Raw genomic sequence first — 22408 nt, 5'->3', positions numbered from 1 at the left:
CCGGCGATATGCTTGCGCGCCTGCCCCGTCCCGTCCGCTACCTGCTGCAGATCCTGTTCGTGGTGGCCGCCACCGGAGTGGCCAACTTCTTCCTGCTCAAGCTGGTGCCGGGCGACCTCGTGGACGTGATCGCCGCCGAAAACAGCGGCATCACTCCCGCCCACGTGGCCGAGCTGCGCCAGGCCTACGGGCTGGACCGGGGCCTGCTGGCGCAGCTCGGCTATTACCTCAAGAGCCTGGCTTCGCTGGACCTGGGCTATTCGTTCCGCTATGGCGAACCGGTGGCCGACCTGATCTTCGGCCGCCTGCCGGCCACCCTGGCGCTGATCGGCACCGGCCTGGCCTTGTCGGTGGCATTGGGCGTGCTGCTGGGCGTGCTGGCGGCGCGGCGGCCGCACGGGCTGCTGGACACGCTGCTGTCGGGCCTGGCCACGGCGGGCTATTCGGCGCCGATGTTCTGGACCGCGTTGATGCTGATCGTCGGCTTTGGCGTGCACCTGGACTGGCTGCCGGTCGGCGGCATCCGCGACGTCGGCGCCGCCCATACCGGCGGCGCGCTGTGGCTGGACTACGCGCGGCACCTGGTGCTGCCGGTGGCCACGGTGGCGATCTATTACGTCGCCATCTACGCGCGGCTGTCGCGCGCGTCCATGATCGAGACGCTGCAGGAAGACTACATCCGCACCGCCCGCGCCCGCGGCAACAGGGAGGGCCGGGTGGTCTGGCGCCACGCGCTGCGCAACGCCATCCTGCCGGTGGTCACCATGCTCGGCCTGCAGAGCAGCGCGCTGCTGGGCGGCAGCATCGTGGTCGAGACCGTGTTCGCCTGGCCCGGCCTGGGGCAACTGTCGTTCGAGGCCATCGCCAGCCGCGACGTCAACCTGCTGCTGGGCATCCTGCTGATGAGCGCGGCGCTGGTGGCGGTGATGAACATCGCCGTGGATGCCTGCTATGGCCTGCTCGACCCGCGCGTGAGGAAAGCATGAAGCACGCCTTGAAGTTCCTGGCGCGCCTGTTGCGGGCGCCTTCCGCCGCCATCGGCGCGGCTGTGCTGGTGTTGCTGGTGGCCGCCGCCGCCACGGCCGGCTGGCTGTATCCGGGCGACCCGCTGGAAATGGTCGGCGCGCCCTTCACCTGGCCCGGCACCGACGCGGAATTTCCGGCCGGCACCGACCTGATGGGCCGCGACATCCTGGCCGGCCTGTTCCACGGCGCCCGAGTCTCGCTGCTGGTGGGCGGCGCCTCCGCCGCCATCGCGCTGGCGCTGGGGCTGCTGGTGGGCGCCATTGCCGGCTACGCCGGGCCGCGCGTGGACGCGGTGCTGATGCGCCTGACCGAACTGTTCCAGACGGTGCCGTCTTTCCTGCTGGCGATCGTGCTGGTGGCGATCCTGGGGCCGTCGCTGTCGACCATCATCTTCGCGCTGGGCGTGACCTCCTGGACCGGCATCGCGCGCCTGACCCGCGGCGAGTTCATCACCCTGCGCCAACGCGAATTCGTGCGCGCCGCGCAGGCGCTGGGCGCCGGCCACGCCCGCATCATCTTCCGCGAAATCCTGCCCAACGCCCTGCCGCCCATCATCGTGACCACCGCCGTTCTGGTGGCCAACGCCATCCTGTCCGAGGCCGGCCTGTCGTTTCTGGGGCTGGGCGACCCCAACGTGGTCAGCTGGGGCAGCATGGTCGGGGCCGGGCGCGAGGCGCTGCGCACCGCCTGGTACATGACCGCCCTGCCGGGCCTGACCATCATGGCGGCCGTGCTTGCCCTGAACCTGTTGAGCGACGCCGTCAACGACGCGCTCAATCCCAAGCTGCGGCGGCGCGCCGCCGTGGCGCCCGCCGCCCCGCTACCGACTGCCTCCCCATGAGCACACTGATCGACATCCAAGGGCTGAACGTGGCCTTCCCCGGCCATCAGGCCGTCAGCGCGCTGGACCTGCGCATCGCCGCCGGCGAGACCCTGGCGCTGGTGGGCGAATCCGGTTGCGGCAAGTCCACCACCGCGTTGGCGCTGCTGGGCCTGCTGCCGCGCCACGCCCGCGCCAGCGGCCGCATCCTGTTCGAGGGCCGCGACCTGCTGGCGCTGTCCGAGCGCCAACGCTGCGCCCTGCGCGGCGACCGCATCGCCATGATCTTCCAGGAACCGATGACGAGCCTGAACCCGGTGCTGACGCTGGGCCAGCAGATCGGCGAAGCCCTGCGCCTGCATCGCGGCGCCTCGGCCCGGGCCGCGCGGCAACGCGCGATCGAACTGCTGGACCTGGTGCGCGTGCCCGAGCCGCAGCGGCGCGTCGACGACTACCCCCACCTGCTGTCGGGCGGCCAGCGCCAGCGCGCCATGATCGCCGCCGCCATCGCCTGCGAACCCGCGCTGCTGGTGGCCGACGAACCCACCACTGCCCTCGATGTGACGGTGCAGGCGCAGATATTGCGGCTGCTGGACGACCTGCGATCGGAACTCGGCATGGGCCTGCTGCTGATTACTCACGACCTGGCGGTGGTGGGCGACTGGGCCGACCGAGTGGCGGTGATGGTGGGCGGCGAGAAAGTCGAGGAAGGCGCTGCCGCCACGTTGCTGTCGCGACCGCGCCACCCCTACACCCGCGGCCTGCTGGGCGCCTCCCTGCGGCTGGACGACGCTACCCACTATCGCCAGCGACGCCTGCCGGAAATCCGCTCGCGGCTCGATCCGGCCTCGGGCCGGCCCATATTCGGCCTGGTGACGCCCCCGCGCGTGGCCGCGGCCAATGACCCGACCGCCGGCGATCCTCATCCCCTGCCCTTGATGCAGGTGCGCGACCTGCGTGTCGACTACGCCACGTCCCAGGGCGCCAAGCACGCGGTGGACGGCGTGTCGTTCCTGATCGCGCCTGGCGAAACGCTGGGCCTGGTGGGGGAATCCGGCTGTGGCAAATCCACCCTGTCACGCACCCTGGTGCGGCTGCTGGCCCCCGCCGCCGGACAGGTCCTGCTGCGCGGCCAGGACACGTCGCGCCTGGACCGGCGCGGCCTGGCCGCCTACCGCCAGAGCGTGCAGATGATCTTCCAGGACCCCTACGCCTCGCTCAACCCGCGCCACACGGTCAACGACATCCTGGAATCGGCGCTGCGCATCCACCGCGTGGCCGATCGCCAGGAACGGCGCCGCCGCATCGCCCACATGCTGGACGCGGTCGGCCTGCCACAGAGCGCCCTGGCGCGCTACCCCAGCGAGTTCTCGGGCGGCCAGCGCCAGCGCATCGGCATCGCCCGCGCCCTGGTGCTGCGGCCGTCGCTGGTGATCTGCGATGAACCGGTATCGGCGCTGGACGTATCGGTGCAGGCGCAGATCCTGAACCTGCTGGTCGACCTGAAGGCCGAGTTCAACCTGTCGTACCTGTTCATCTCGCACGACCTGTCGGTGGTGCACTACCTGGCCGACCGGGTGCTGGTGATGCACGCCGGCCGCATCGTCGAGGAAGGCCCCAACGCCACCCTGTGGCGCGAGGCCCGCCATCCCTACACGCGCAGCCTGATCGAAGCGCTGCCGCGCGGCCTGGACGGGGAAGGGGAAACCCTGCGTCGCCGCGCCTGACAGGGCGGGCGCGGGCGGCGCCGGACAGTCATCCGAACGCGGTACTGGATTGCGTGCAGGGGCGGGCCTATACTGGATTCGCCCTTGCTGGACGTTCCTTTTCTCAAAGGAGACGCAACATGTACAGGCATCTGCTCATCGCCGTGGACGGCTCCCTGCTGTCCGAGTCGGCCTTCAAAAAGGCGCTCGTTTTCGCCAAGGAAATGAACGCCGCCATCACCCTGCTGCGCGCCATTCCGGAAGACCACCTGACGGTCTACCAGGCGGAAATGCTGGGCGCCCACCAACCCCAGCACACCGACCAGGCGCGCAAGAACGCCACCGGCTACCTGGAAGGCCTGGAGACCGAGGCGCGCCACGCGTTGGTGCCTTGCGAGACGGCCGTGGTGGTCAACGACCACCCGCACGAAGCCATCGTCGACACGGCGCAGCAACGCGGCTGCGACCTGATCGTGATGGGGTCGCACGGCCGCCACGGCATGACGGGCTTCCTGCTGGGCAGCGAGACCCAGCGCGTGCTGGCGCGCACCAGGCTGCCGGTGTTGGTGTTCCGCTAGGGATCGCCGCGCGAGCCCGCCCTACGGCATCGCCGCCGTGGCCGGCGCGTGCTGGAAGGTGAAGCTGTCGGCGTAGACGTGATCGAGGCTGGCGCCACGCCCCGCCAGCAGCGTGGTCGCCTCGCTGACCATCGCCGGCGCGCCGCACAGGTAGAAGGCGTGTTCGGACAGGTCGCCGTGGTCCGCCAGCACAGCCTGTTGCACATGGCCGCGCCGGCCCTGCCAGTCGGCGCCCGCGCGCGACAGCACCGGCACGAAATTGAACTCGTACAGCCGGCCAGCCCAGCCTTCGATCTGCTCGCGCAGATACAGGTCGGCCTCGGTGCGCATGCCCCAGTAGAGCGTCACCGGCGGGCAGTCGTCATTGTCCAGCAGCGATTCCAGGATCGCCTTGATCGGCGCAATGCCGGTGCCCGTGGCCATCATGATCATCGGCCGCCAATCTTCCTCGTGATAGCTGAACACGCCCAGCGGCGCCTCGATCTCCAGCGCCGCGCCCGGCCGCGCCTGCCCCAGCCACTGGTCGGTGTAGCGGCCGCCCGGAATGCGGCGCACGTGGAAATCCACCAGGTTGCCGGCGGGCGCCGAGGCCATCGAGAAGCTGCGGGTGGCGCCGTCGGGCAACACCACGTTCATGTACTGGCCCGGCGCGTAGTCCAGCGGCGTGTCCGGCGGCAGCGCCAGCGTCAGGTGGATGACGTCGTCGCACAGCGCGGCGATGCGGTGCACGGTGGCGTCCAGGCGCCGCGGCTCGGCGAATTGGCGCGGGTTGGCGACGCTGATGCACAGATCGCTGCGCGGCCGCGCCTGGCAGGCCAGCGCATAGCCCTGGGCCGCCTCTTCCGGCGTCAGCGCCATGGGGAATTCTTCGTAGTCGACCACCCCTTCGGCCAGCTTGATACGGCAGGTGCCGCAGCCTCCGAAGGTACATTCGTGCGGCAGCCGCACCGAGGCGCGCTCGGCCGCCTGCAATACGGATTCATCCGGCGCGACCATGAAAGCCTGCCCGGTCTCGAGGATCTGGACACGGTATGCCATGACGACAGCGCCTATTTCTTGATGTCCGCCTGCACCAGCACCTTCAGGCCGCGCGGCTCCAGCATTTCGGCCAGCGCCCCCAACGCGGCCAGGCCGGCCTGGGTGTCCTGCTCGCCGTTGCCGCCGCTCAGGCCGACGCCGCCGATGACCTCGTCGTTGACCACGATGGGAAAGCCGCCCACGAATGCGGCGAACTTGCCCTCGAAGCTCCACTGGATGCCGAAGGCCTCATTGCCGGGCAGCGCCGGCCCATTGGGCGGCGTGGTGAACAGGTGCGTCGAGCGCTTGTGCCCGGATGCGGTGAAGGCCTTGTTCCAGGCGATCTGCGGGCCGGTGATGCGGGCGCCGTCCATGCGCTCCAGCGCGATCGGATAGCCGCCGTCGTCGACGATGCACACCGATTCCAGCACGCCGATCTGCTCCGAGCGGGCGATGGCCGCGCGCACCATGGCGCGGGCTTCTTCCAGTTCCAGGCGATAAATCTGCTTCATGTCTGTTCTCCGAAGGCGCCGTCAGCCGGCGCGGTAGACGGTCTTGATCTGCGTGTAGAACTCCAGCCCGACCCGGCCCGATTCACGGAACGTCGACGTGCTGGAGCTTTTCAGGCCGCCGAACGGCGCGTTGATGAGATTGCCCGTGGTGGTGCGGTTGATCTTGACGGTGCCGGCCTGGATGTCGCGGGCGAAGCGGTGGGCGTAGCGCGCGTCGCTGGTGGCGATGGCCGCGGACAGGCCGTATTCGGTGTCGTTGGCGCAAGCGATGGCCTCGTCGTAGCCGTCCACCGCGATCAGCGCCAGCACGGGGCCGAAGATTTCCTCGCGCGCGATCCGCATCTGCTGCGTCACGTCCGTGAACAGGGCCGGCGTCACGTAATAGCCGCGCTCGAAGCCCGGACCGTCCAGGCGCTCGCCGCCGATCAGGTGGGTGGCTTCCTGCTTGCCCACCGCGATGTAGCTCAGCACCGTGTCGAGTTGTTTACGCGTGGCCAGCGGTCCCAGGTCGAAATTGCCCTCCAGGCCGTTGCCGATGGTCAGCTTGCGCATGCGCGCCAGCAGTTTGTCGGTGAACGCCGCCAGCACCTTGCGATCGACCAGCAGGCGGCTGGTGCCGGTGCAGGCCTGGCCGCTGAGCGAAAAGCCGCCCTTGACCGCCAGGTCCACCGCGCGATCCAGGTCGGCGTCGGCCAGCACGATCAGCGGGTTCTTGCCGCCCAGCTCCATCTGCGTGCGCGTGGTCAGGCCGGCGCCACGATGGATCTGCTCGCCGGCCGCGGTCGAGCCGGTGAAGGAAATGGCGCGCACCGCCGCCGCCGTGGTGATGGCCTGGCCCACCTTCGAGGCCGGCCCGGTCACGAAATTCAGCACGCCCGGCGGCAGGCCCGCCTCGACGAAGGCCTCGGTGAGCCGGTAGCCGGTCAGCGGCGCATCGGACGAGGGCTTGAACACCACCGTGTTGCCCGTGATGAGCGCCGGCGCGATCTTGCGGGCCGGGATCGAGATCGGGAAATTCCACGGCGAGATCACCGTCACCACCCCCAGCGGCTCGCGCTGGCTGTAGACCACCATGTCGGGATCGTCGTTGACGAAGGTCTCGCCGGTGAACGACTGGCCCTCTACCGCGTAGAAGCGGATGGTCTGGGCCGAACGCAGGACCTCGTCGCGCGCCAGCGCCAGGCCCTTGCCTTCCTCGCGGGTCAGCTCGCGCGCCACCTCGTCGGCGTGGTCTTCCAGGTGCTGGGCGGCACGGAACAGGATGGCGGCACGCTTGGAGATCGGCGTGTCGCGCCAGGCGGCGAAGGCATCCGCGGCGGCCTTCACGGCGCGGGCGGCGTCGTCCGCGTCCGATTGCTGGAAGCGCCCCACCACGTCGGACGTGTCGGCCGGGTTCAGGTTGGGCGCCGTGACGCCCGAAGCGCAGGCCACCCATTCCCCGCCGATGTAGTTGAGAAAAACCTGCTGCGAGAGATCGTCCACGGAAGTCCTTCCTCTGCCGGGCTGGCCGGGATGCCCGGGAATCGGCCGTCTTAGGTAATTTCTGAACATTGTATACTTTAATCAATATGGCGCGATGCGCGTAAACCCCAAGCCGGGCTCACCGCCAGATCAGGACGGCGCAGATGGTGGAGACAAACAGCGCCAGCACCACCGGCAGCAGCAGCGCCCGCACCAGCGACAGCACGTGCACCCGCGCGAACCCGGCCACCGCGATCAGCGAGGACCAGGCGATCAGCGTGCCGCCGCCGGTCCACACCGCGCCCATCTGGCCCACTGCCGCCAGCGTCGCCGGATCCACCCCCACCACCGGCCCCAGCGCGCCCGACAGCGTGCCGGTCAGCGGCAGGCCGGCGAAGCCCGAGCCGTCGATGCCGGTGATCATCCCCACCAGCAGCACGCCGAAGGCCACCAGGAAGTGGTTCTCGGGGATCAGGTGCTGGCCCGCCGAGATCACTTCGAACAGCAGGCCCGGCGCCTGCGCCTGCGGCACGCCCAGGATCTGCGCCGCGGTCTCGTTGGCGCCGACGAAGAAGAAGCCGGCGATCGGCAGCACCGAACCCATTGCCTTGAAAGCGAACACGAAGCCGTCGGTCACGTGCTCGGGGCACACGTCCAGCATCCTGCGCGGCCCTTCGGCGGCCAGCGTCACCAGCATCATCACCACGAAGGCCACGCCGCCCACCAGCGCGGCCGCGTCGCCGCCGCGCAGCGCGGGCAGCGCCGGGAACAGGCGCGGCAGCACCATCACCGCGATCACGCCCAGGAACGCCAGCGGCGTCACCACCGCGAACACCCGCGACCAGCGCACCCGGCGCCGCTCCTCCTCGTCCAGCCCCGGCCCGCGCGGCAGCGCCGGATTGGCGCCCATGGTGCCGCGCGCCAGCTCGGCCTTGTCGAACGAGCCGGAATGCTCGATCTCGGCCAGGCTGCCGTCCTGCGCCCGCGCCTGCCAGGCCGACAGCAGCGCCGCATCGGCCGGCACGATGTGCTTGCGGATCAGCAGGTAGGCAGCGGTCAGCGCCACCGCGCCGGTGATCAGCGACAGCACCAGCGCCCGGTCCGCCACCACCGCGGCGCTGACGGCGGCGCCGGCGGCCTTGGCGCTGATGCCCGGCGCCACGCCGATCACGTAATCCGAAGACAGCGCCATGCCCTGGCCGGCGATGGCGATCGCCATGGCGCCGGCCAGCGGCGGCAGTCCGGCCGCGATGGCCGCGGGCAGCAGGATCGCCGACACCAGCGGCACTGCCGGCGTTGGCCAGAAGAACAGCGAGATCACGTAGGTACAGAGGGCGATGATGAGAAACGACGAGTGCCCGCCGCGCATCACCCGCCGGAACGGCTGCACCATGCGCACGTCCGCCTGCAGCGTCTTGAGCGCGTTGAGCAGGGCCGTCATGAAGGTGATGACCAGGAAGATGTTGAAAAGCTCTTTGGCGGCTACGAAGCTGGCCGAGAAGATGCCGATCAGCGCGCTGATCGGGTTGCCGGTGATGGCCAGCACCACCAGGAAAGTGCCGATCACCGACGGCACCACCACGTTGGCGCGCAGGATCATCGTCAGGATGATCGCGGCGACGCTGATCAGGTACATCCAGTGAGCGGCGTTGAGCACGACGTCCGATTGCATGCGCTATTCCCCTTGTCGACGTGGCTGTTGGGTCGCCACTGCGGTATACTATATTTCGTTTGCTGCCATACCAACCGAAATATGCAGCGCCTAGGGAAAGCGATAATCCTGAAATTTCCATGAATATTCGAGAAAAATCAGTGCATTAAGTTGGGGTGCAAGCCCCGGTTTGGTGCATCGCCGATATTTCAATAGACTATCGTATACAAAAAGAACGGATTCGGCATGATGGCTTCCCTACCCGATCTCTGGCATTACGCCGCCATGGCGGCGGTGGTGTTCGGCGCCGCGCTGGCGCAGGGCGTGGGCGGCATCGGCTTCGCCATGTTCGCCGCGCCGGTGGCGGCGCTGTGCTTTCCCCAGCTCGCCCCCGGCCCCCTGCTGACGCTGGGCGGCTTCATCTCGCTGCTGACCGCGCTGCGCGAACGCGCCGCCATCGACTGGCGGGCCGTCGCCTATGCGCTGACCGGGCGCGCCGCCGGCACCCTGATCGCCATCTACGCCATGGCCCGCTTCGCGCCGCAGACGCTGGGCCTGCTGTTCGCCGCGCTGATCCTGGCCGCGGTCGCGCTCAGCGCGGCCGGGCTGCGCTTTGCGGCCACGCCCGGCCGGGTCTCGGGCGCCGGCGTGGCGTCCGGCATCATGGGCACCATGACCTCGGTCGGCGCCCCGCCCATCGCCCTGGTGCTGCAACACGCCGAACCGCCGCGGCTACGCGCCACGCTGGGCATGGTGCTGTTCCTGGGGTCGCTCTTTTCGCTGGCCATGCTGGCCTGGGCGCGGCGCTACACCGGTTACCACGCCGGCCTGGCGCTCAGCCTGGCGCCGTTCCTGCTGGCCGGCTTCGCCGTGTCGGGCCGCCTGCGCCACCGGTTGCCGCCACGCGCGGTGCGCGCCGTGCTGCTGGGCGCCTGCGCCGTGGGCGCGCTGGGAGTGATCGGCAAGGCGCTGTGGGCCGGTTGAACCCGCTTGCGTCCGCCACCGCCCATCCCGGTAATACAATGCAGACTGTATCCATTCCGCCAGACCTGCTCGCCATGACCACCACGCCCGTCAGCTCGCAAGCCGTAGACACGCCGCAAACTGCCCCGCTGAAGATCGGCGAGCAGCATCCGCAGTTGTTCGCGGTCATCCGCGACAAGCTGCGCGAGCGCATCCTCAGCGGCGAATTCACCCCCGGCGACCGCCTGGTCGAAGGACGCCTGTCGGAAGAGATGGGCGTGTCGCGCATCCCGGTGCGCGAAGCGCTGCGGGCGCTGGCCGCCGAAGGGCTGGTCACCATCGAGCCGCGCCGCGGCGCCTCGGTGTCGGTGCTGTCGGACGCGGTCGCCTACGACATGGTCGAGGTCCGCGCCACGCTGGAAGGCCTGAACGCCAAGCTGGCGGCGCAGCGGCGCGACGACAAGACCGTCGAGCGCCTGCAGGCCTTTCTGCGCGAAGGCACCGAGGCCGCGCGCGGCGAGCAGCTGGACAAGTTCCTGGCGCTGAATTCGCAGTTCCACGAGATGCTGGCCACCATCGGCGGCAACGTGGTGCTGACCGACCTGATGCGCTCGCTGCGCGACCGCACGGCGCTGCTGTTCGCGCCCAGCAACATGCACCGCGCCAAGCAGAACTGGGACGAGCACTCGCAGATCCTGAACGCCGTCATCGCCGGCAATGGCGACCTGGCCGCGCTGCTGGCCAGCCAGCACGTGCACAACGCCGCCAAGGCCTACACCGAGACGCGCCAGGCGCATTCGTCGGCCGCCTGAGCGCGGCCCCGGCCGCAACCCGCTCAGGGCGCCACGGGCGTCGCCTGGCCGGCATCGTCCACCACCACGCCCTTGCCGTCGCGCACCACCCACGACACCGCCACGTCGCCCAGCACGAAAGTCTGGCAGGCCATGCGGTAGCCGGCCTCGAAATCCTCGGGCCGCAGATGCTTGCGTTCCTTGGGCTTGATGGCGTCGGTGTTCTCCAGCCCCTGTTCGATGCGGCATTTGCAGGTGCCGCACAGGCCGCCGCCGCACTTGAACGGAATGCCGCCCTGTTCCTTCAGCGACACCCGCAGCAGATTGCTGTTCTCGGGCGCGCTGGCCACCTTGCCGCCATTCGATAGAAACGTGATGTTGACCATGCTGCTCAGTGCTCCGCGGCGACGGGGCCGGGACGCCGCGTCAGGGTGGTTTGCATGCTGCCGAAGCGGCTCAGGTGCGCCAGCTCGCGGCGCGCCGCCGCCAGCGAGGCGAACGACTCCAGGAACTTGGACGGCACGCGGTTGACGATGTAGGGCGGGGTCTCCTCGGTGACCAGCAGTCGCGCCGGCCCTCGCAGGCGGGCAATGCTGAACACCGCGCGGGTCCTGCCGTCGCAGGCGTAGTCGTAGGTCTCGACGATCTCGGCCTGCGCGTCCACCTCGGTGCGGTACACGCCGGGCTTGGACGTCAGGATCACGAACACGGCGTCATTCGCGTCGCGGGTCATGCGCGGTTCCTTTGCATCGGGTTGGGCGCCGGGGCCAGGGCGTGTCGGCGCCGCGGGACGCCCGGCGCGGGCGTCAGGGTTGCTCGAGCGCGGCCGCTGGCTCGCGCGCTGGCGCCACCTCGACGTCCTGCGCCAGCTCGATATCGTGGCCGAGCCACAACTGGCAGGCCAGGCGGTAGCCGGCGTCGATGCGCTCGCCCAGCTGCTTCTTTTCCTTCCAGTTCACCGGCGGCAGGTGCTCGGCCCCCGCCAGCACGCGGCAGGCGCACTTGGCGCACTTGCCCATGCCGCACTCGTAGCGCAGGTGCGGGAACGGAAACTGCCGGATGCCGGCGCGCACCACCAGGTTGGCGTTGTCCGGCACCTCGCCGGTGTAGGTCTGGCCGCCTTTGTGGAATGTGACGGTAGGCATGTATCGGTCATCCAGTGAAGCGCCGCGGCAGCCGGCCCGCGCCATGCGCGGGTGGCGCCGCAAGCGCGGGCTCGGGCGCTCAGGCCGCCAGACCCAGCTCGGGCAGCGCGATTTCCTGCTGCACGTAGTCGGTATAGAGCGCGGTGGTGTACAGCAGCCGCATCTGCGCGCCGATCTCGCAGATCTTCAGGCAGCGCTGCTGCAGCTCGACCGTGTTGGCGTGCTCCAGCACGATCTGGTAGCCGCGTTCGCCATGGATTTCGTCGGACACGATGTGCAGGTCGAAGAACTCGACCTCCTCGTCGGTGAAGCCGTATTTCTCGCGCAGGGTCGGGGTCTGCTTGCGATAGATCGACGGCACCTGCGATTCCAGGCCCACCACCAGGCCGGCCACCGCCACGATGGGGTCTTCGCGCATGGCCACCGCGTAGCACCAGCTTTGCAGGGCGCGGGTGGTGGGCGACATGTTGTCGGGGTTGGTGACCCGCTCGCGGGTGGTGCCGCAGGCCTCGGCGAAGCGGATCAGCAGGTCGGTATGGCGGTCGCCGCCGATCTCCTCTTCGTACATGTTGGCCAGCAGGAAGTCCTTGGCCTCGGTGTAGGTGTCGGGCGTGCGGGCGTACAGATAGCCCAGGTAGTCGGCGAACGGGCCGACGTAGTGATAGTGGTTCTCGGCCCAGCGCGACAGGTGCTCCCGGCTGAGCTTGCCTTCGGCCCAGGCAATGGAAAAAGGCGAGGCATTGGCGCTCTTGCCCTTGATCGCGTTTTCCAACGCGGTGCGGAATTCATCTCGGTTCATCAGTTCTGCCATGACGCGCTCCAGGTCTGTGAGGGAGGGGCCGGCCGAAAACCTCGACCGATGCAGAACATTGTATACCGTCTACCATTTTGATCGACTAGGGTATTCCCGTTGCCATCGAAACCAAAAGGGACTGTCCCCCTGATATCAATGACTTGGATCGACCCGGACGGATTGGAGATCAGGGTTTACCCTGGTACAATGAATACACTTTCAATGCAATCCGGAAATACCATGAACACCCGCCATCCCCTGGGAGACGCCCCGATCGGCCAGCAGCTGCTGGCGCACTACGCCCGCCGCGATGCGGTGCGCCATGCCACCCCCTTGTTCCCTTCGTCATGGGCCGAATGCCTGGCCCCGTTCCGCAATGCGCGTCTGCGCCCGCAGGCCAAGCCCGCCGGGCAGGGCAGCGACAGCGCCCCGGTCAGCCAGGCTGGCTGAATCGGCATGCGCCGCGTTGCGGCGCGCCGTGCCGGGCGCGCGACAGAGCCGCGGTGCTCGCAATGATGGGCCGGGCGCCGCGCGTTTTCAGGTGTTTTGAATGGGGCCCGCGCCCGGGCTCCGCATGCGGCGCGCGCCGGCCAGCAACAGCACCAGCAGGAAACCCAGCGTGTAGGCCAGCATGTCCCACCAGTCGGGCACGCTGCCCAGGATCACGCGCAGCACCGGCTGCTCCAGGCGCCAGCCGTAGTGGCGCGCCAGATACTGGCCCAGTTCGACCGCGTAGCCGGTCAACAGCGCCGCGACGGCCAATGGCAGTACGCCGGCGCGGATGAAGCTGCGGTACACCAGATAGGCCCAGCCCACCGCCACCACGTCGCCCACGAAGCCGCGCAACAGCGGGTAGGGCTTGCCCAGGGTGGCGATCAGCGCCTCCACGGCGGTCACGGCCAGCAGCGCGGCGAAGGCCGGCCGGTTGAAAGTCAGTCTCATCGCGATGCCATGCGCCCGTGGCGCGGAAAACACGGTTATTGGAACGGTCGACGCAACTGTTAACGCATTTGTCAGGTCGACGGGCGTAGCCTGATTCGACCACGCGGCAAGCGAGGGTACTAGAAAACAAGAGGAGACAAGCATGAGCGCATTCGATCCGGACGGGCGCCGACGCTTCCTGCGCCAGGCCTGTACCCTGGGCGCGACCGGCACGCTGGCCGGCCACGCCCTCACCAGCCTGGCGGCCCCGGCCACCGTCACCCTGCCTTTCGCCAACGGCGAGCGCGACCTGATCGCCTATCCGCAGAAGCGCCCGCTGATCCGCCAGACCTCGCGGCCGCCGCAGCTGGAAACCCCGTTCGCGGTCTTCAACGAAGACCTGATCACGCCCAACGACGCCTTCTTCGTGCGCTACCACCTGGGCAACATCCCCACGGCCATCGACCCCGCCGCCTACCGGCTGCGCGTGGGCGGGCTGGTCTCCAAGCCGCTGGAATTGTCGCTGGCCGACCTGAAGCAGCGATTCGGCGCGCCGGTCGAACTGGTGGCGGTGACCCAATGTTCCGGCAACAGCCGCGGCTTCTTCGAGCCGCGGGTGGGCGGTGGCCAGCTGGGCAACGGCGCCATGGGCAACGCGCGCTGGCTCGGCATCCCGCTCAAGCGCGTGCTGGAAAAGGCCGGCATCCAGGCCGGCGCGCGCCAGGTGACGTTCGAGGGGCTGGACCGGCCGGTGCTGCAGGGCACGCCGGAGTTCGTCAAGGCGCTGGACGCGGCCCACGCGCTCGATGGCGAGGTGATGCTGGCCTACGCCATGAACGGCGCCGACCTGCCCATGCTCAACGGTTATCCGGTGCGGCTGGTGGTGCCCGGCTACTACGGCACCTACTGGGTCAAGCACCTGGCCGACATCAAGGTGCTGGACAAGGAGTTCGACGGCTTCTGGATGCAGAAGGCCTACCGCATTCCCGACAACGACTGCGCCTGCACGCCGGCGGGCAAGGCGCCGGAAAAGACCCGCCCGATCGGACGCTACAACGTGCGCAGCTTCATCACCAGCCTGGCCGACGGCGCCCGCGTGGCCAAGGGCCGGCGAGTGCAGGTGCGCGGCATCGCCTTCGATGGCGGCCGCGGCATCCGCGACGTGCAATTCTCGGCCGACGGCGGCAAGACCTGGCGTGCCGCCACGCTGGGCCGCGACCTGGGCCGCTATTCCTTCCGCGAATGGCACGCCGACTTCACCCCCGCGCAGGCCGGCGCCTATCAGTTGAAGGCGCGCGCCACCAACATGGCCGGCGACACCCAGCCGCTGGAGGCGCTGTGGAATCCGGCCGGCTACATGCGCAACGTGGTCGAAACCGTGCGCGTCGACGCCGCCTGAGGAGAGCGCCATGATCCGACTCGCCCGCCTCGTCCTGGCCCTGGCCGCCGCCGGCGCCTGCCTTCCCGCGCTGGCCCTGGACATCCAGCTGCCGCAGGAAACCGCCACCCTGCACCCCGGCGCCGGTCCCGGCGCCCAGGGCGCCACCCTGTGCCTGATGTGCCACTCGGTCGACTACATTTCGTCGCAACCGCCCATGCCGCCGGGCTTCTGGGACGCCGAGGTCAAGAAGATGGTCGGCACCTACGGCGCGCCGATCCCGGCCGAACAGGTGCCGCTGATCGTCGAGTACCTGAACCAGGCCTACCCGCCCCCGGCCCGGCCCAAGCCCTAGTTCCCGCCGCGGCGCGCAGGCCGCGCGCCGCGGCTGCCTCGTCCCGCGGCTGCCTCGTCTTAACCCGGACCCCTAATAGGCGTACCATTGGACGGCCCCCGCCCGCCATGTCCGGGTGATCACAGAGGCCTCCATGCTCCAGCCCGTTTCGGCCAACAACGATCTTCCCCCCACATCGCCGGGCACGTCCGCCGCGCCCCCTCAACCCGTCCTGCGGGTCAGCACGCTCTCCCCCTTCGCGTTCCCGGCGTTTCGCATCATCTGGATCGCCAACCTGTTCGCCAACCTCGGCACCTGGGCGCAATCGGTGGCCGCCGCCTGGGTCATCACCACCGAACAGAGCAGCCCGCTGATGGTCGCCATGATCCAGGTGGCCGCGGCCTTTCCGCTGGTGGCGCTGTCGATCCTGACCGGCGTGCTGGCGGACAACTACGACCGCCGCAAGGTCATGCTGGTCGGCATGCTGCTGGAACTGGCCGGCGGCATCTTCATCACGATACTGGCGTATATCGGCCTGCTGCATCCGATCACCCTGATCATCTCGGTCTTCTGCATCGCCATCGGCAGCGCCATCGTCACGCCCGCCTGGCAGGCGGCGGTGGGCGAGCAGGTGCCGCGCGAGCACATCGGCAGCGCGGTGCTGCTCAACAGCGTCAACTACAACGTGGCGCGCGCAGTCGGGCCGGCGATCGGCGGCCTGCTGCTGGGCGCCGCCGGCGCGCCCACCGTGTTTCTGCTGAACTGTGTCTGCTACGGCAGCCTGATCTGGGCCATCTGGCGCTGGCGCCGCGACGTGCCGGCGCGGCGGCTGCCGCCGGAGCGGCTGTTCGAGGGCGTGGTGGCGGCGCTGCGCTATACCCAGCATTCCACCGTGACGCGGGTGGTGATGCTGCGCGCCTTCGCCTTCGGCCTGTCGGCCAGCGCGCTGTGGGCGCTGCTGCCGCTGCTGGCCTACGCCCACGAGCAGGGCGACGCGCTGCTGTACGGCTACATGCTGGGCGCGCTGGGCGTGGGCGCCATCCTGGGTAGCGCCGTGGTGCGGCGGCTGCAAGCAGCCTGGGGCGCCAGCGGCCTGGTGAGCGTCGCGGCCGGCCTGCTGGCCGCCTGCCTGCTGGTGCTGGGGCTGACCGACACGCTGTGGCTGGTGTTTCCGGCGCTGCTGCTGTCCGGCGCCAGCTGGATCGGCGTGCTGGCCACCTACAACACCACGGTGCAGATGCTGGTGCCCGACTGGGTCAAGGCGCGTTCGCTGGCGCTGTACCAGACCGCGATCTTCGGCGGCCTGGCGGCCGGTTCGTTCATGTGGGGTCATTTCGCCGGCACCATGGGCGTGTCCGGCGCGCTGTCGGCGGCCGGCGTGATGCTGGCCATCACCGTCGCGCTGCTGTACCGCTCGCGCCTGCCCGAACAGGTCAACACCCAATCGCTGGCGCGCGCCGACGCCACCGAACCGGCGCTGTCGGCGGCCGGCTTCAACACCCAGCACGGCGCGGTGCTGGTGGCGGTGGAATACCTGATCCCCAAGGAAAAGCTGACCGCCCTGATCGATGCGGCGCGGCCATTGCGCCTGCTGCGGCTGCGCAATGGCGCGCAGCAATGGCAGCTGTTCCGCGACCTGGAGCGCGAGGGCGTCTGGCGCGAAGTCTTCCTGGTGGAAAGCTGGATGCAGTACCTGCGCATGATCGACCGCATGACCCTGGCCGACAAGATGGTGCTGGACGAATTGCGCGCCCTGCATGCCGGCGACAAGCCGCCGGTGGTGTCGCGCAATGTCAGCTACCTGGCCATGAACGAAGCGCAGGGATTTTCGCTGCGCCGCGAACCCGAATCGCTCTGATCCGCGAGGTACGATCATGCTGCCCTCTCTCTGGCGTAAATGGCGCGCGTCGCGGCATGGCGGGCCCCAGCTGGACACGATCCTCGCCAGCGCCGACCCCGAGGCGCCGCTGGCGCAGCGCAACCTGTGGATGGTGGACCTGTGCCGCTGGATCGACCGCCCCGGGCGCGATCCGGCCGAGGACGGCCGCCACCCGCAGCACGCGCGGCTGCGCTATGTGCTGCAGGTGCTGGAGAACAACCCCGCCCTGGCCGCTCCCGTGGCCGCCACGCTGCGCTCGCTGGTCACCGACAACGACCCGACCTCGCTGCTGTGTGACACCGGCGTGGCCTCGCACCCCGGATTCTGGGGCGAGTTCTGGGAGCGCGCGCAGGCTCGGCTGCTGCCGCCTCCGCCCAACCGCGGCGACATGTTCGGACTTTTCGCGCTGATCTTCCGCAGGGCGCATGATGCCGCCTGGATCGAGGCGCTTGACGAGGAAACCCGCGCCCGCTTGCGGCGCCTCATGCGCCATGGCGACGGCATTGCCCACGCCGATCCCCTGGCGCCCGAGCCACCCCCGCGACACCTGGTCGACGCCCTGAGCACCAGCATCCAGGTGCTGGCCAGCCAGGTGCGCGCCACGGGCCTGAGCCAGGACATCCGCTCGCGCCTGCCCGGCCGGGTGCGGGAGAGCCCATTCTTTGCCCTGGCCGCCGCCGCGGCGGAACTCTGCGACAGCGCCCCCGACACCCCGCGCGACGTCTTCGTCAGACGCCTCAATGTGTTTCGCGCCTTGCTGGACGGCTGCCGCGATGGCGCCCGTGACGTCTATGCCGAACTGGAACAGAACGGCGTATCGGTCGAAGTGGTGTTCCAGATCGAACGCATGAAACTGCGGCTGGCGCGCATCGAACTGCTGCTGGGCGTATGGGTCGACCCGACCCAGCGCAACAAGTACGCGCACCTGATCGCCGAACTGGTGCGTTCGACGCAGGCGCGCAGCAGCATCCGCCATCTGGCCGCCACCTCGTTTGCGCAATTGGCGCGCCGCGTCATGGATCGTACCGCCGAGACGGGGGAACACTACATCGCGCGCGACGCCACGGAATACCTGTCGATGCTCAAGGCCTCGGCGGGCGGCGGCCTGGTGATGGTGCTGACGGTCTACCTGAAGTTCTTCATCGTCTCGCTGCATCTGGACAAGTTCATCGAGGGGCTGCTGGCCTCGCTCAATTACGCGGGCGGATTTCTGGCCATCCACTTCGCCCACTTCACGCTCGCCACCAAGCAGCCGGCGATGACTGGCCCGGCCCTGGCGCACCGCCTTGACCAAGCCAACACGCCCGAGGGCCGCGAGGCCTTCCTGGACGACACCCTGTCTATGATCCGCTCGAACGCGGCCGCCATCCTCGGCAACCTTGCGGTGGTGTTCCCGCTGGCCTGGGCGGTGCAATGGACGGCGCAAAACTGGCTGCAACGGCCGATGATTGACGCGCAGAAGGCGCAGGCGACGCTGGACTCGTTCTCGGCATGGGGACCGACGCCCATCTACGCCGCCGCAACCGGTGTGCTGCTGTGGCTGTCCAGCCTGGTTGCCGGCTGGGCCGACAACTGGTTCGCGCTGCACCGCGTCCATGACGTGATGGCCTACGACCGACGCATCCGCCACCTGTTCGGCGCGCGAGGCGCGGCGCGCTGGGCCGGTTTCTGGCAACGCAATATATCCGGCATCGCGGGCAACGTCTCGCTGGGATTGATGCTGGGTCTGGGACCGGCCATCGTCAGTTTCTTCGGTCCGCACGTCGAGGTCCGCCACGTCACCCTGAGCGCCGGCCAGATTGGCGCGGCCATCGGCGCGCTGGGCTGGCAGGTCGTGCATACACACGCGTTCTGGATGGCCGTGGCGGGCACTGCGTTGACCGGCATCCTCAACGTGGGCGTGAGCTTCGCGCTGGCGTTCAACGTGGCGCTGCGTTCGCGCAACCTGCGCCGCGGCGACCGCAAGGCGCTGGCGCTGGGCGTGCGCCGGCGCATCTGGCAACGACCGGCCACATTGTTCTGGCCTGTCAAGCCGCGAGAGCCGCTCAAAACGTGATCGTGACCAGGACGGTATCGCTGTAGTTGCCCGGGCGCGGCGTGGCCTGCGCGGGCACGCGCCCATAGACCGTGAACGTTTGGTTGGCGCCCGTGCCGGTGCCATTGAGCGTCGTGCCGCCGGTCACCCCATCGCCCCAGACGGTCGCATAGTTGGCATCCTGGTACAGCTGGTAGCCGACCGTGTCGGCGGCGGTCGCATGTTTCATCTTGCGCGCCATCACGTTGTTGGCCACCGAACCGCCGTTGAGCGCCACGGCAAAGGCGTTGTTGTTGGTACAGCGCACCGTGACCTGCGCATTGGCTGTCACCGCCTGCTTCAACAGGCCCTGCGGTGGAAACGCCAGATTGGTCGCATTGATGGTGCAGTTCTTCTGCACCGTCGCCTGCACGGTCAGCGGGATGAACAACCGTTGCGTGAGCAGCGCGGCCGAGATCGGGCAGTTCACCAGCAGGGTGGACAACAGGCCGATCGAAATGTCCACATAGCCGCCGGTGGTATAGGTTTCGCTGTATAGCGTGTTGGCGTTGCCGATCGTGGAAACACCGCTCTGGCCACCCGGCAACTTGGCGTAGTAGGAGAACCTGGCGGAGGCGTCGCCGCCCAGCGCGGGGCCAACCAGCAGTATCGACGTCGGCCCGGTGGTGGCGGCCGTGCTCCACACCTGCGTTCGGCTACTGTCGGTGTACAGGTTGTAGTTCATGCGGAACGAAGCCGCGCCCATGGCACGGGCGCCCGTGGACGGGCTGGTGTTGCCCACGCCCATGTTGAAACACAGGCGCGCCCCGAGCGCCAGTGCGGTGAAATTGCAGGAGACCTCAACGGTGTTGGAATCGGCGAACGTATCGGCAGGCAACAGGGGGTTGACCGTGCCGAAGTTGATTGTCGAGGTCGTACCTGCCGCCAGCGAGCAGGAGCTGGCCTGTGCGGGCGCCGCCGCGTCCAGGCCCAGCAACAGTCCCACCACGCACAATGCGTACCTCATGAGTCGGGCCCCCTCAACGGCTGGCAGACGAAAGGCCCCAGCGTGGGCAACGGACGCGCGGGGTCGTGCCGGTACGGGAAATCGACCACGCATGACACTGCGCCGCCCGAGACCCGCAAATGGTTTTCGGCCTGCAGGTCTTCCACGAAGGCGATGCCGTCGTAGCCCACCACTGACTGCTTGCCGCTTTCGACATGCGCCACGCGCGCACCCACGGGCAGCATGCCGCCGTCTGGCAGATGCAGGATGACCGACGCCGCCGCATAGCGCTGCAACGCGAACTTGACCAGCACGCCGGAACCGGCCTGCGGCACCGCCACGGCCTTGGTCGTCTCCAGCTTCATGTCCACCGGCAGCTCGTCGGGGTCGATCGAAAGACGGTTGGTCTGGTAGGAATTCAGGTCTGGCACCAGCAGGTGACCGGCGCTGTTGGTGCGGCCCAGCTTGCGGTTCTCGTGCAGCACCGCCACGTCCGGCGTGCCGTCGGTGCTGACCAGCGCAAAGCCGTCGTTGATACGGCGCGATGGCGTCAGCGCACCGTCCATCAACACCAGCGCGCCGACCGCCTGCACCGCCGCCTGGCCGCGCCCGCCGTAGTCCTGGCCCAACGCGGTCAGCTGGCCGTAGCGGCCCAGGAATTGCAGCTTGCCCTGGTTGTACTGCGCACCGCCGCTGCGCCCATTCTCGACACCCCAGCCCCAGCCGCCGTCGTAGTCGACATTGCGCTGCGCGCCGACGCTGTAGATGCCCTGTTCGCCCTGCCGGCCGACCGAGGCGTTGACCTGGGTGGAGTCGCCCAGCAGGATGGACAAACCGATATAGACGCCATGCGAACCGGTCTGCGCGAAGTCGTTGTACGCACTGATGTTCATGGAAACGCGGCTGTGCAAGTTGGCGGTATAGGACGCCGACCCGATCCGGGCGGCCGGCGCCTGCGGCAGGCGGACACCGACATAGCTCAGCGCGACGCTTTGCGACTGCGTCAACGGCAGCGAGAAGGTGGCTCTGTCGGTCTGGCGCGGCACCGGCACGTCCTCACGCGAGCCCAGATCGCCGTAGTCGCCGAGCGCGCGCACGGCTTGCAGCTCGATACTGAATGCCGGCTCGATGTACTGGTAGCCCAGGCTGACCTGGGCGCCGTTGTACTGACCGGCGCTGCCGGACAGGGCGCCGTTGACAACGCCCGCCTGGCCCAGCCGCACCAGTGCGCCGGCGCCGGCGTTGTAGACGCCCGCGCTCAACTCGGCATGGCCTTCCAACGTCAACGCGTCGCTCATGCCGTAGCGCCCCGACGCCGTCACGGCGGGCCGCTTGTCATAGTCGAACGAACGCACACTGAACTGGCGCCTTGCGACGCCGGCCTCGATCGAGTAGCTGGACAGGCCGGTGGCCAGCATGCGCGTGTCGATATACAGCGGCACCGAGGTACTGACGCTGCGTCCCAGCGCGTCGCGCGTGACCAGCGTGGCCTGGCCCGAACCGGTGATACCGGGGATTTGATTGACCACGAACGGCCCGGCCGGCACATTGCCGGAATACTGCTGCACGCCATTGACGTACAGCGACACCGACGTCGGCACCACTGACGAGGCGCTCAACGACGACACGGGAAACGTCACCAAGTCGGGCCGCAGCGCGAAGTTGCGGCCCCACTGGATGCCCGCCACGCGCACAGAGCGCGACCAGTTCAGCGACGAGGTGATGGTATCGCCGATCCGCAGCGTGCGCAGGGTATCCTGGTCGGAGTGGGTCCAATAGGTGTCGTAGCGGACATAGCGGTCCGCGCGCCCGCCCAGGTATGCGGTCCCGGTATTGTTCAGCGTGCCTTGGGGATCGAAGTAGCGCTGCTCGCTGTACATCGATACCTTGTTGAATGCGTCGGTCTGAGCATACGCCTCATAGTTCAGGATCAGCCCTCGCCCCGAGGTGGCGCGCGGGGTCTGGGGCACGCCCCGCGTATCCACTTCGAAGGGGCGGCGCAACGCGTCCGGCACCACCAGGTTCACCGTCTGCATCGCGGCGTTGTAGGTGTAGCGCAGCCCTGCAATGTCGTCGAGCGCAATCTCGCTGGCGCGGGGCGCGCCAAGGCTGCTCACATCCACGCCGACCGAGCCCAGCGCGCCGGCGCTGGCGGACAACCGGCCCTGCGCGTCCCGGAAGCGCAACAGTTGCGTGGTGTTCACGCCGTTGATACTCACCTCCAAATAGACGTCGCGTTCGGTGATGTCACCGAACGACACCAGTTGGATGGGCAGGTCCGCCGCCGCCGCCGCCGCGCCGGACAACGCGAGCACGAGGCGGCAGGCACAGCGCCCGCCAGCACGGATCGCACGTACTGCCATGGGCTGCCTTCTCTTACCCCGCCGGCCACCGGCACGGCGGCGCGGGACGC

The 22408-nt window shown here is 68.9% G+C and carries 22 protein-coding genes; 11 read left to right on the top strand and 11 right to left on the bottom strand.

All coding sequences use genetic code 11. The features are described 5' to 3' along the window. The first annotated feature begins 8 nt into the window (after nt 1–8). The 4 genes from DK459_RS28975 to DK459_RS28960 all read left to right on the top strand — a co-directional run bounded on the left by DK459_RS28975 (nt 9) and on the right by DK459_RS28960 (nt 4130). The gene (locus DK459_RS28975) at nt 9–986 is read left to right on the top strand and encodes an ABC transporter permease (protein ID WP_006387297.1); all 978 of its coding nucleotides are present in this window, start codon (nt 9–11) and stop codon (nt 984–986) included. Further along, complete coding sequence (locus tag DK459_RS28970; protein WP_006387296.1) at nt 983–1867, top strand: ABC transporter permease; 885 nt, start codon at nt 983–985, stop codon at nt 1865–1867. Before DK459_RS28975 ends, DK459_RS28970 begins: the two co-directional genes overlap by 4 nt. Next, nucleotides 1864–3573 carry an ABC transporter ATP-binding protein gene (locus tag DK459_RS28965; RefSeq protein ID WP_070541028.1) on the top strand — a complete coding sequence of 570 codons (1710 nt, stop codon included), beginning with the start codon at nt 1864–1866 and terminating at the stop codon, nt 3571–3573. Before DK459_RS28970 ends, DK459_RS28965 begins: the two co-directional genes overlap by 4 nt. 119 nt (nt 3574–3692) lie before the next feature. Beyond that, complete coding sequence (locus tag DK459_RS28960) at nt 3693–4130, top strand: universal stress protein (RefSeq protein ID WP_024067497.1); 438 nt, start codon at nt 3693–3695, stop codon at nt 4128–4130. Nucleotides 4131–4151: 21 nt separating this feature from the next. On the opposite strand, the gene DK459_RS28955 is transcribed toward DK459_RS28960, so the two are convergent. From DK459_RS28955 to DK459_RS28940, 4 genes are all read right to left on the bottom strand, one after another. Next, nucleotides 4152–5168, bottom strand: a complete 1017-nt coding sequence (locus tag DK459_RS28955) for a 2Fe-2S iron-sulfur cluster-binding protein (RefSeq protein WP_070541030.1) — start codon at nt 5166–5168, stop codon at nt 4152–4154. An 11-nt stretch (nt 5169–5179) separates the two neighbouring features. After that, on the bottom strand, nt 5180–5659 hold the full coding sequence (locus DK459_RS28950) for a heme-binding protein (protein ID WP_006387292.1): 480 nt from the start codon (nt 5657–5659) through the stop codon (nt 5180–5182). A 21-nt stretch (nt 5660–5680) separates the two neighbouring features. Further along, nucleotides 5681–7141 (bottom strand): aldehyde dehydrogenase family protein, encoded by a 1461-nt coding sequence (locus tag DK459_RS28945; RefSeq protein WP_054441346.1) that lies wholly within the window; start codon nt 7139–7141, stop codon nt 5681–5683. A gap of 118 nt (nt 7142–7259) precedes the next feature. Beyond that, nucleotides 7260–8792: a hypothetical protein gene (locus DK459_RS28940; RefSeq protein ID WP_006387290.1), complete on the bottom strand. Its 1533-nt coding sequence runs from the start codon at nt 8790–8792 to the stop codon at nt 7260–7262. A 225-nt stretch (nt 8793–9017) separates the two neighbouring features. On the opposite strand from DK459_RS28940, the gene DK459_RS28935 reads away from it, so the two are divergent. Then, nucleotides 9018–9755 carry a sulfite exporter TauE/SafE family protein gene (locus DK459_RS28935; protein ID WP_020925518.1) on the top strand — a complete coding sequence of 246 codons (738 nt, stop codon included), beginning with the start codon at nt 9018–9020 and terminating at the stop codon, nt 9753–9755. 74 nt (nt 9756–9829) lie between these two features. After that, the gene (locus DK459_RS28930; protein ID WP_035182960.1) at nt 9830–10546 is read left to right on the top strand and encodes a GntR family transcriptional regulator; all 717 of its coding nucleotides are present in this window, start codon (nt 9830–9832) and stop codon (nt 10544–10546) included. Nucleotides 10547–10569: 23 nt separating this feature from the next. On the opposite strand, the gene DK459_RS28925 is transcribed toward DK459_RS28930, so the two are convergent. The 4 genes from DK459_RS28925 to DK459_RS28910 form a co-directional block, all read right to left on the bottom strand. Further along, nucleotides 10570–10920: a 2Fe-2S iron-sulfur cluster-binding protein gene (locus DK459_RS28925; protein ID WP_026383712.1), complete on the bottom strand. Its 351-nt coding sequence runs from the start codon at nt 10918–10920 to the stop codon at nt 10570–10572. Beyond that, complete coding sequence (locus DK459_RS28920; RefSeq protein ID WP_006387286.1) at nt 10917–11258, bottom strand: hypothetical protein; 342 nt, start codon at nt 11256–11258, stop codon at nt 10917–10919. Before DK459_RS28920 ends, DK459_RS28925 begins: the two co-directional genes overlap by 4 nt. A gap of 73 nt (nt 11259–11331) precedes the next feature. Beyond that, entirely contained in the window at nt 11332–11670 is a 339-nt protein-coding gene (locus tag DK459_RS28915) for a 2Fe-2S iron-sulfur cluster-binding protein (protein ID WP_006387285.1), read from the bottom strand. Nucleotides 11671–11749: 79 nt separating this feature from the next. Further along, the gene (locus tag DK459_RS28910) at nt 11750–12481 is read right to left on the bottom strand and encodes a TenA family transcriptional regulator (protein WP_006387284.1); all 732 of its coding nucleotides are present in this window, start codon (nt 12479–12481) and stop codon (nt 11750–11752) included. 222 nt (nt 12482–12703) lie between these two features. Here DK459_RS28910 and DK459_RS28905 point away from each other — a divergent pair, with 222 nt between their 5' ends. Continuing rightward, on the top strand, nt 12704–12913 hold the full coding sequence (locus DK459_RS28905) for a hypothetical protein (RefSeq protein WP_070541032.1): 210 nt from the start codon (nt 12704–12706) through the stop codon (nt 12911–12913). Between the two features lie 87 nt (nt 12914–13000). Here DK459_RS28905 and DK459_RS28900 read toward each other — a convergent pair whose 3' ends face one another. Next, nucleotides 13001–13405 carry a DUF2809 domain-containing protein gene (locus DK459_RS28900; protein ID WP_006387282.1) on the bottom strand — a complete coding sequence of 135 codons (405 nt, stop codon included), beginning with the start codon at nt 13403–13405 and terminating at the stop codon, nt 13001–13003. 142 nt (nt 13406–13547) lie between these two features. On the opposite strand from DK459_RS28900, the gene DK459_RS28895 reads away from it, so the two are divergent. The 4 genes from DK459_RS28895 to DK459_RS28880 all read left to right on the top strand — a co-directional run bounded on the left by DK459_RS28895 (nt 13548) and on the right by DK459_RS28880 (nt 19031). Further along, nucleotides 13548–14783 (top strand): molybdopterin-dependent oxidoreductase, encoded by a 1236-nt coding sequence (locus DK459_RS28895; RefSeq protein WP_006387281.1) that lies wholly within the window; start codon nt 13548–13550, stop codon nt 14781–14783. Nucleotides 14784–14793: 10 nt separating this feature from the next. Then, the gene (locus DK459_RS28890) at nt 14794–15117 is read left to right on the top strand and encodes a hypothetical protein (RefSeq protein WP_006387280.1); all 324 of its coding nucleotides are present in this window, start codon (nt 14794–14796) and stop codon (nt 15115–15117) included. 133 nt (nt 15118–15250) lie between these two features. Then, nucleotides 15251–16954 carry an MFS transporter gene (locus DK459_RS28885; protein WP_060720976.1) on the top strand — a complete coding sequence of 568 codons (1704 nt, stop codon included), beginning with the start codon at nt 15251–15253 and terminating at the stop codon, nt 16952–16954. Between the two features lie 16 nt (nt 16955–16970). Beyond that, a complete protein-coding gene (locus DK459_RS28880; RefSeq protein ID WP_070541036.1) occupies nt 16971–19031 on the top strand; it encodes a site-specific recombinase in 2061 nt (686 codons plus the stop codon). On the opposite strand, the gene DK459_RS28875 is transcribed toward DK459_RS28880, so the two are convergent. Then, nucleotides 19021–20016, bottom strand: a complete 996-nt coding sequence (locus tag DK459_RS28875) for a spore coat U domain-containing protein (protein WP_053498797.1) — start codon at nt 20014–20016, stop codon at nt 19021–19023. The two genes, DK459_RS28880 and DK459_RS28875, sit on opposite strands and share 11 nt — an antisense overlap. Continuing rightward, complete coding sequence (locus DK459_RS28870) at nt 20013–22358, bottom strand: fimbria/pilus outer membrane usher protein (protein ID WP_049057889.1); 2346 nt, start codon at nt 22356–22358, stop codon at nt 20013–20015. Before DK459_RS28870 ends, DK459_RS28875 begins: the two co-directional genes overlap by 4 nt. Nucleotides 22359–22408: the final 50 nt, after the last annotated feature.

Origin of the sequence: Achromobacter sp. RW408 (assembly GCF_003184165.1) — a bacterium.
In the GTDB taxonomy this organism is placed as follows: Bacteria; Pseudomonadota; Gammaproteobacteria; order Burkholderiales; family Burkholderiaceae_B; genus Achromobacter; species Achromobacter xylosoxidans.
Note: the sequence above shows the minus strand (reverse complement) of the source record. Positions and strands in the feature narration are given on the sequence as shown.

Excerpts from the sequence above, each read along its gene's own strand:
- DK459_RS28955 (WP_070541030.1), bottom strand. The coding sequence starts at position 5,168 with ATGGCATACCGTGTCCAGATCCTCGAGACCGGGCAGGCTTTCATGGTC.
- DK459_RS28895 (WP_006387281.1), top strand. The coding sequence starts at position 13,548 with ATGAGCGCATTCGATCCGGACGGGCGCCGACGCTTCCTGCGCCAGGCC.
- DK459_RS28975 (WP_006387297.1), top strand. The coding sequence starts at position 9 with ATGCTTGCGCGCCTGCCCCGTCCCGTCCGCTACCTGCTGCAGATCCTG.
- DK459_RS28940 (WP_006387290.1), bottom strand. The coding sequence starts at position 8,792 with ATGCAATCGGACGTCGTGCTCAACGCCGCTCACTGGATGTACCTGATC.
- DK459_RS28870 (WP_049057889.1), bottom strand. The coding sequence starts at position 22,358 with ATGGCAGTACGTGCGATCCGTGCTGGCGGGCGCTGTGCCTGCCGCCTC.
- DK459_RS28950 (WP_006387292.1), bottom strand. The coding sequence starts at position 5,659 with ATGAAGCAGATTTATCGCCTGGAACTGGAAGAAGCCCGCGCCATGGTG.
- DK459_RS28960 (WP_024067497.1), top strand. The coding sequence starts at position 3,693 with ATGTACAGGCATCTGCTCATCGCCGTGGACGGCTCCCTGCTGTCCGAG.
- DK459_RS28910 (WP_006387284.1), bottom strand. The coding sequence starts at position 12,481 with ATGGCAGAACTGATGAACCGAGATGAATTCCGCACCGCGTTGGAAAAC.
- DK459_RS28905 (WP_070541032.1), top strand. The coding sequence starts at position 12,704 with ATGAACACCCGCCATCCCCTGGGAGACGCCCCGATCGGCCAGCAGCTG.
- DK459_RS28915 (WP_006387285.1), bottom strand. The coding sequence starts at position 11,670 with ATGCCTACCGTCACATTCCACAAAGGCGGCCAGACCTACACCGGCGAG.
- DK459_RS28875 (WP_053498797.1), bottom strand. The coding sequence starts at position 20,016 with ATGAGGTACGCATTGTGCGTGGTGGGACTGTTGCTGGGCCTGGACGCG.
- DK459_RS28900 (WP_006387282.1), bottom strand. The coding sequence starts at position 13,405 with ATGAGACTGACTTTCAACCGGCCGGCCTTCGCCGCGCTGCTGGCCGTG.
- DK459_RS28970 (WP_006387296.1), top strand. The coding sequence starts at position 983 with ATGAAGCACGCCTTGAAGTTCCTGGCGCGCCTGTTGCGGGCGCCTTCC.
- DK459_RS28930 (WP_035182960.1), top strand. The coding sequence starts at position 9,830 with ATGACCACCACGCCCGTCAGCTCGCAAGCCGTAGACACGCCGCAAACT.
- DK459_RS28920 (WP_006387286.1), bottom strand. The coding sequence starts at position 11,258 with ATGACCCGCGACGCGAATGACGCCGTGTTCGTGATCCTGACGTCCAAG.
- DK459_RS28890 (WP_006387280.1), top strand. The coding sequence starts at position 14,794 with ATGATCCGACTCGCCCGCCTCGTCCTGGCCCTGGCCGCCGCCGGCGCC.
- DK459_RS28965 (WP_070541028.1), top strand. The coding sequence starts at position 1,864 with ATGAGCACACTGATCGACATCCAAGGGCTGAACGTGGCCTTCCCCGGC.
- DK459_RS28880 (WP_070541036.1), top strand. The coding sequence starts at position 16,971 with ATGCTGCCCTCTCTCTGGCGTAAATGGCGCGCGTCGCGGCATGGCGGG.
- DK459_RS28885 (WP_060720976.1), top strand. The coding sequence starts at position 15,251 with ATGCTCCAGCCCGTTTCGGCCAACAACGATCTTCCCCCCACATCGCCG.
- DK459_RS28935 (WP_020925518.1), top strand. The coding sequence starts at position 9,018 with ATGATGGCTTCCCTACCCGATCTCTGGCATTACGCCGCCATGGCGGCG.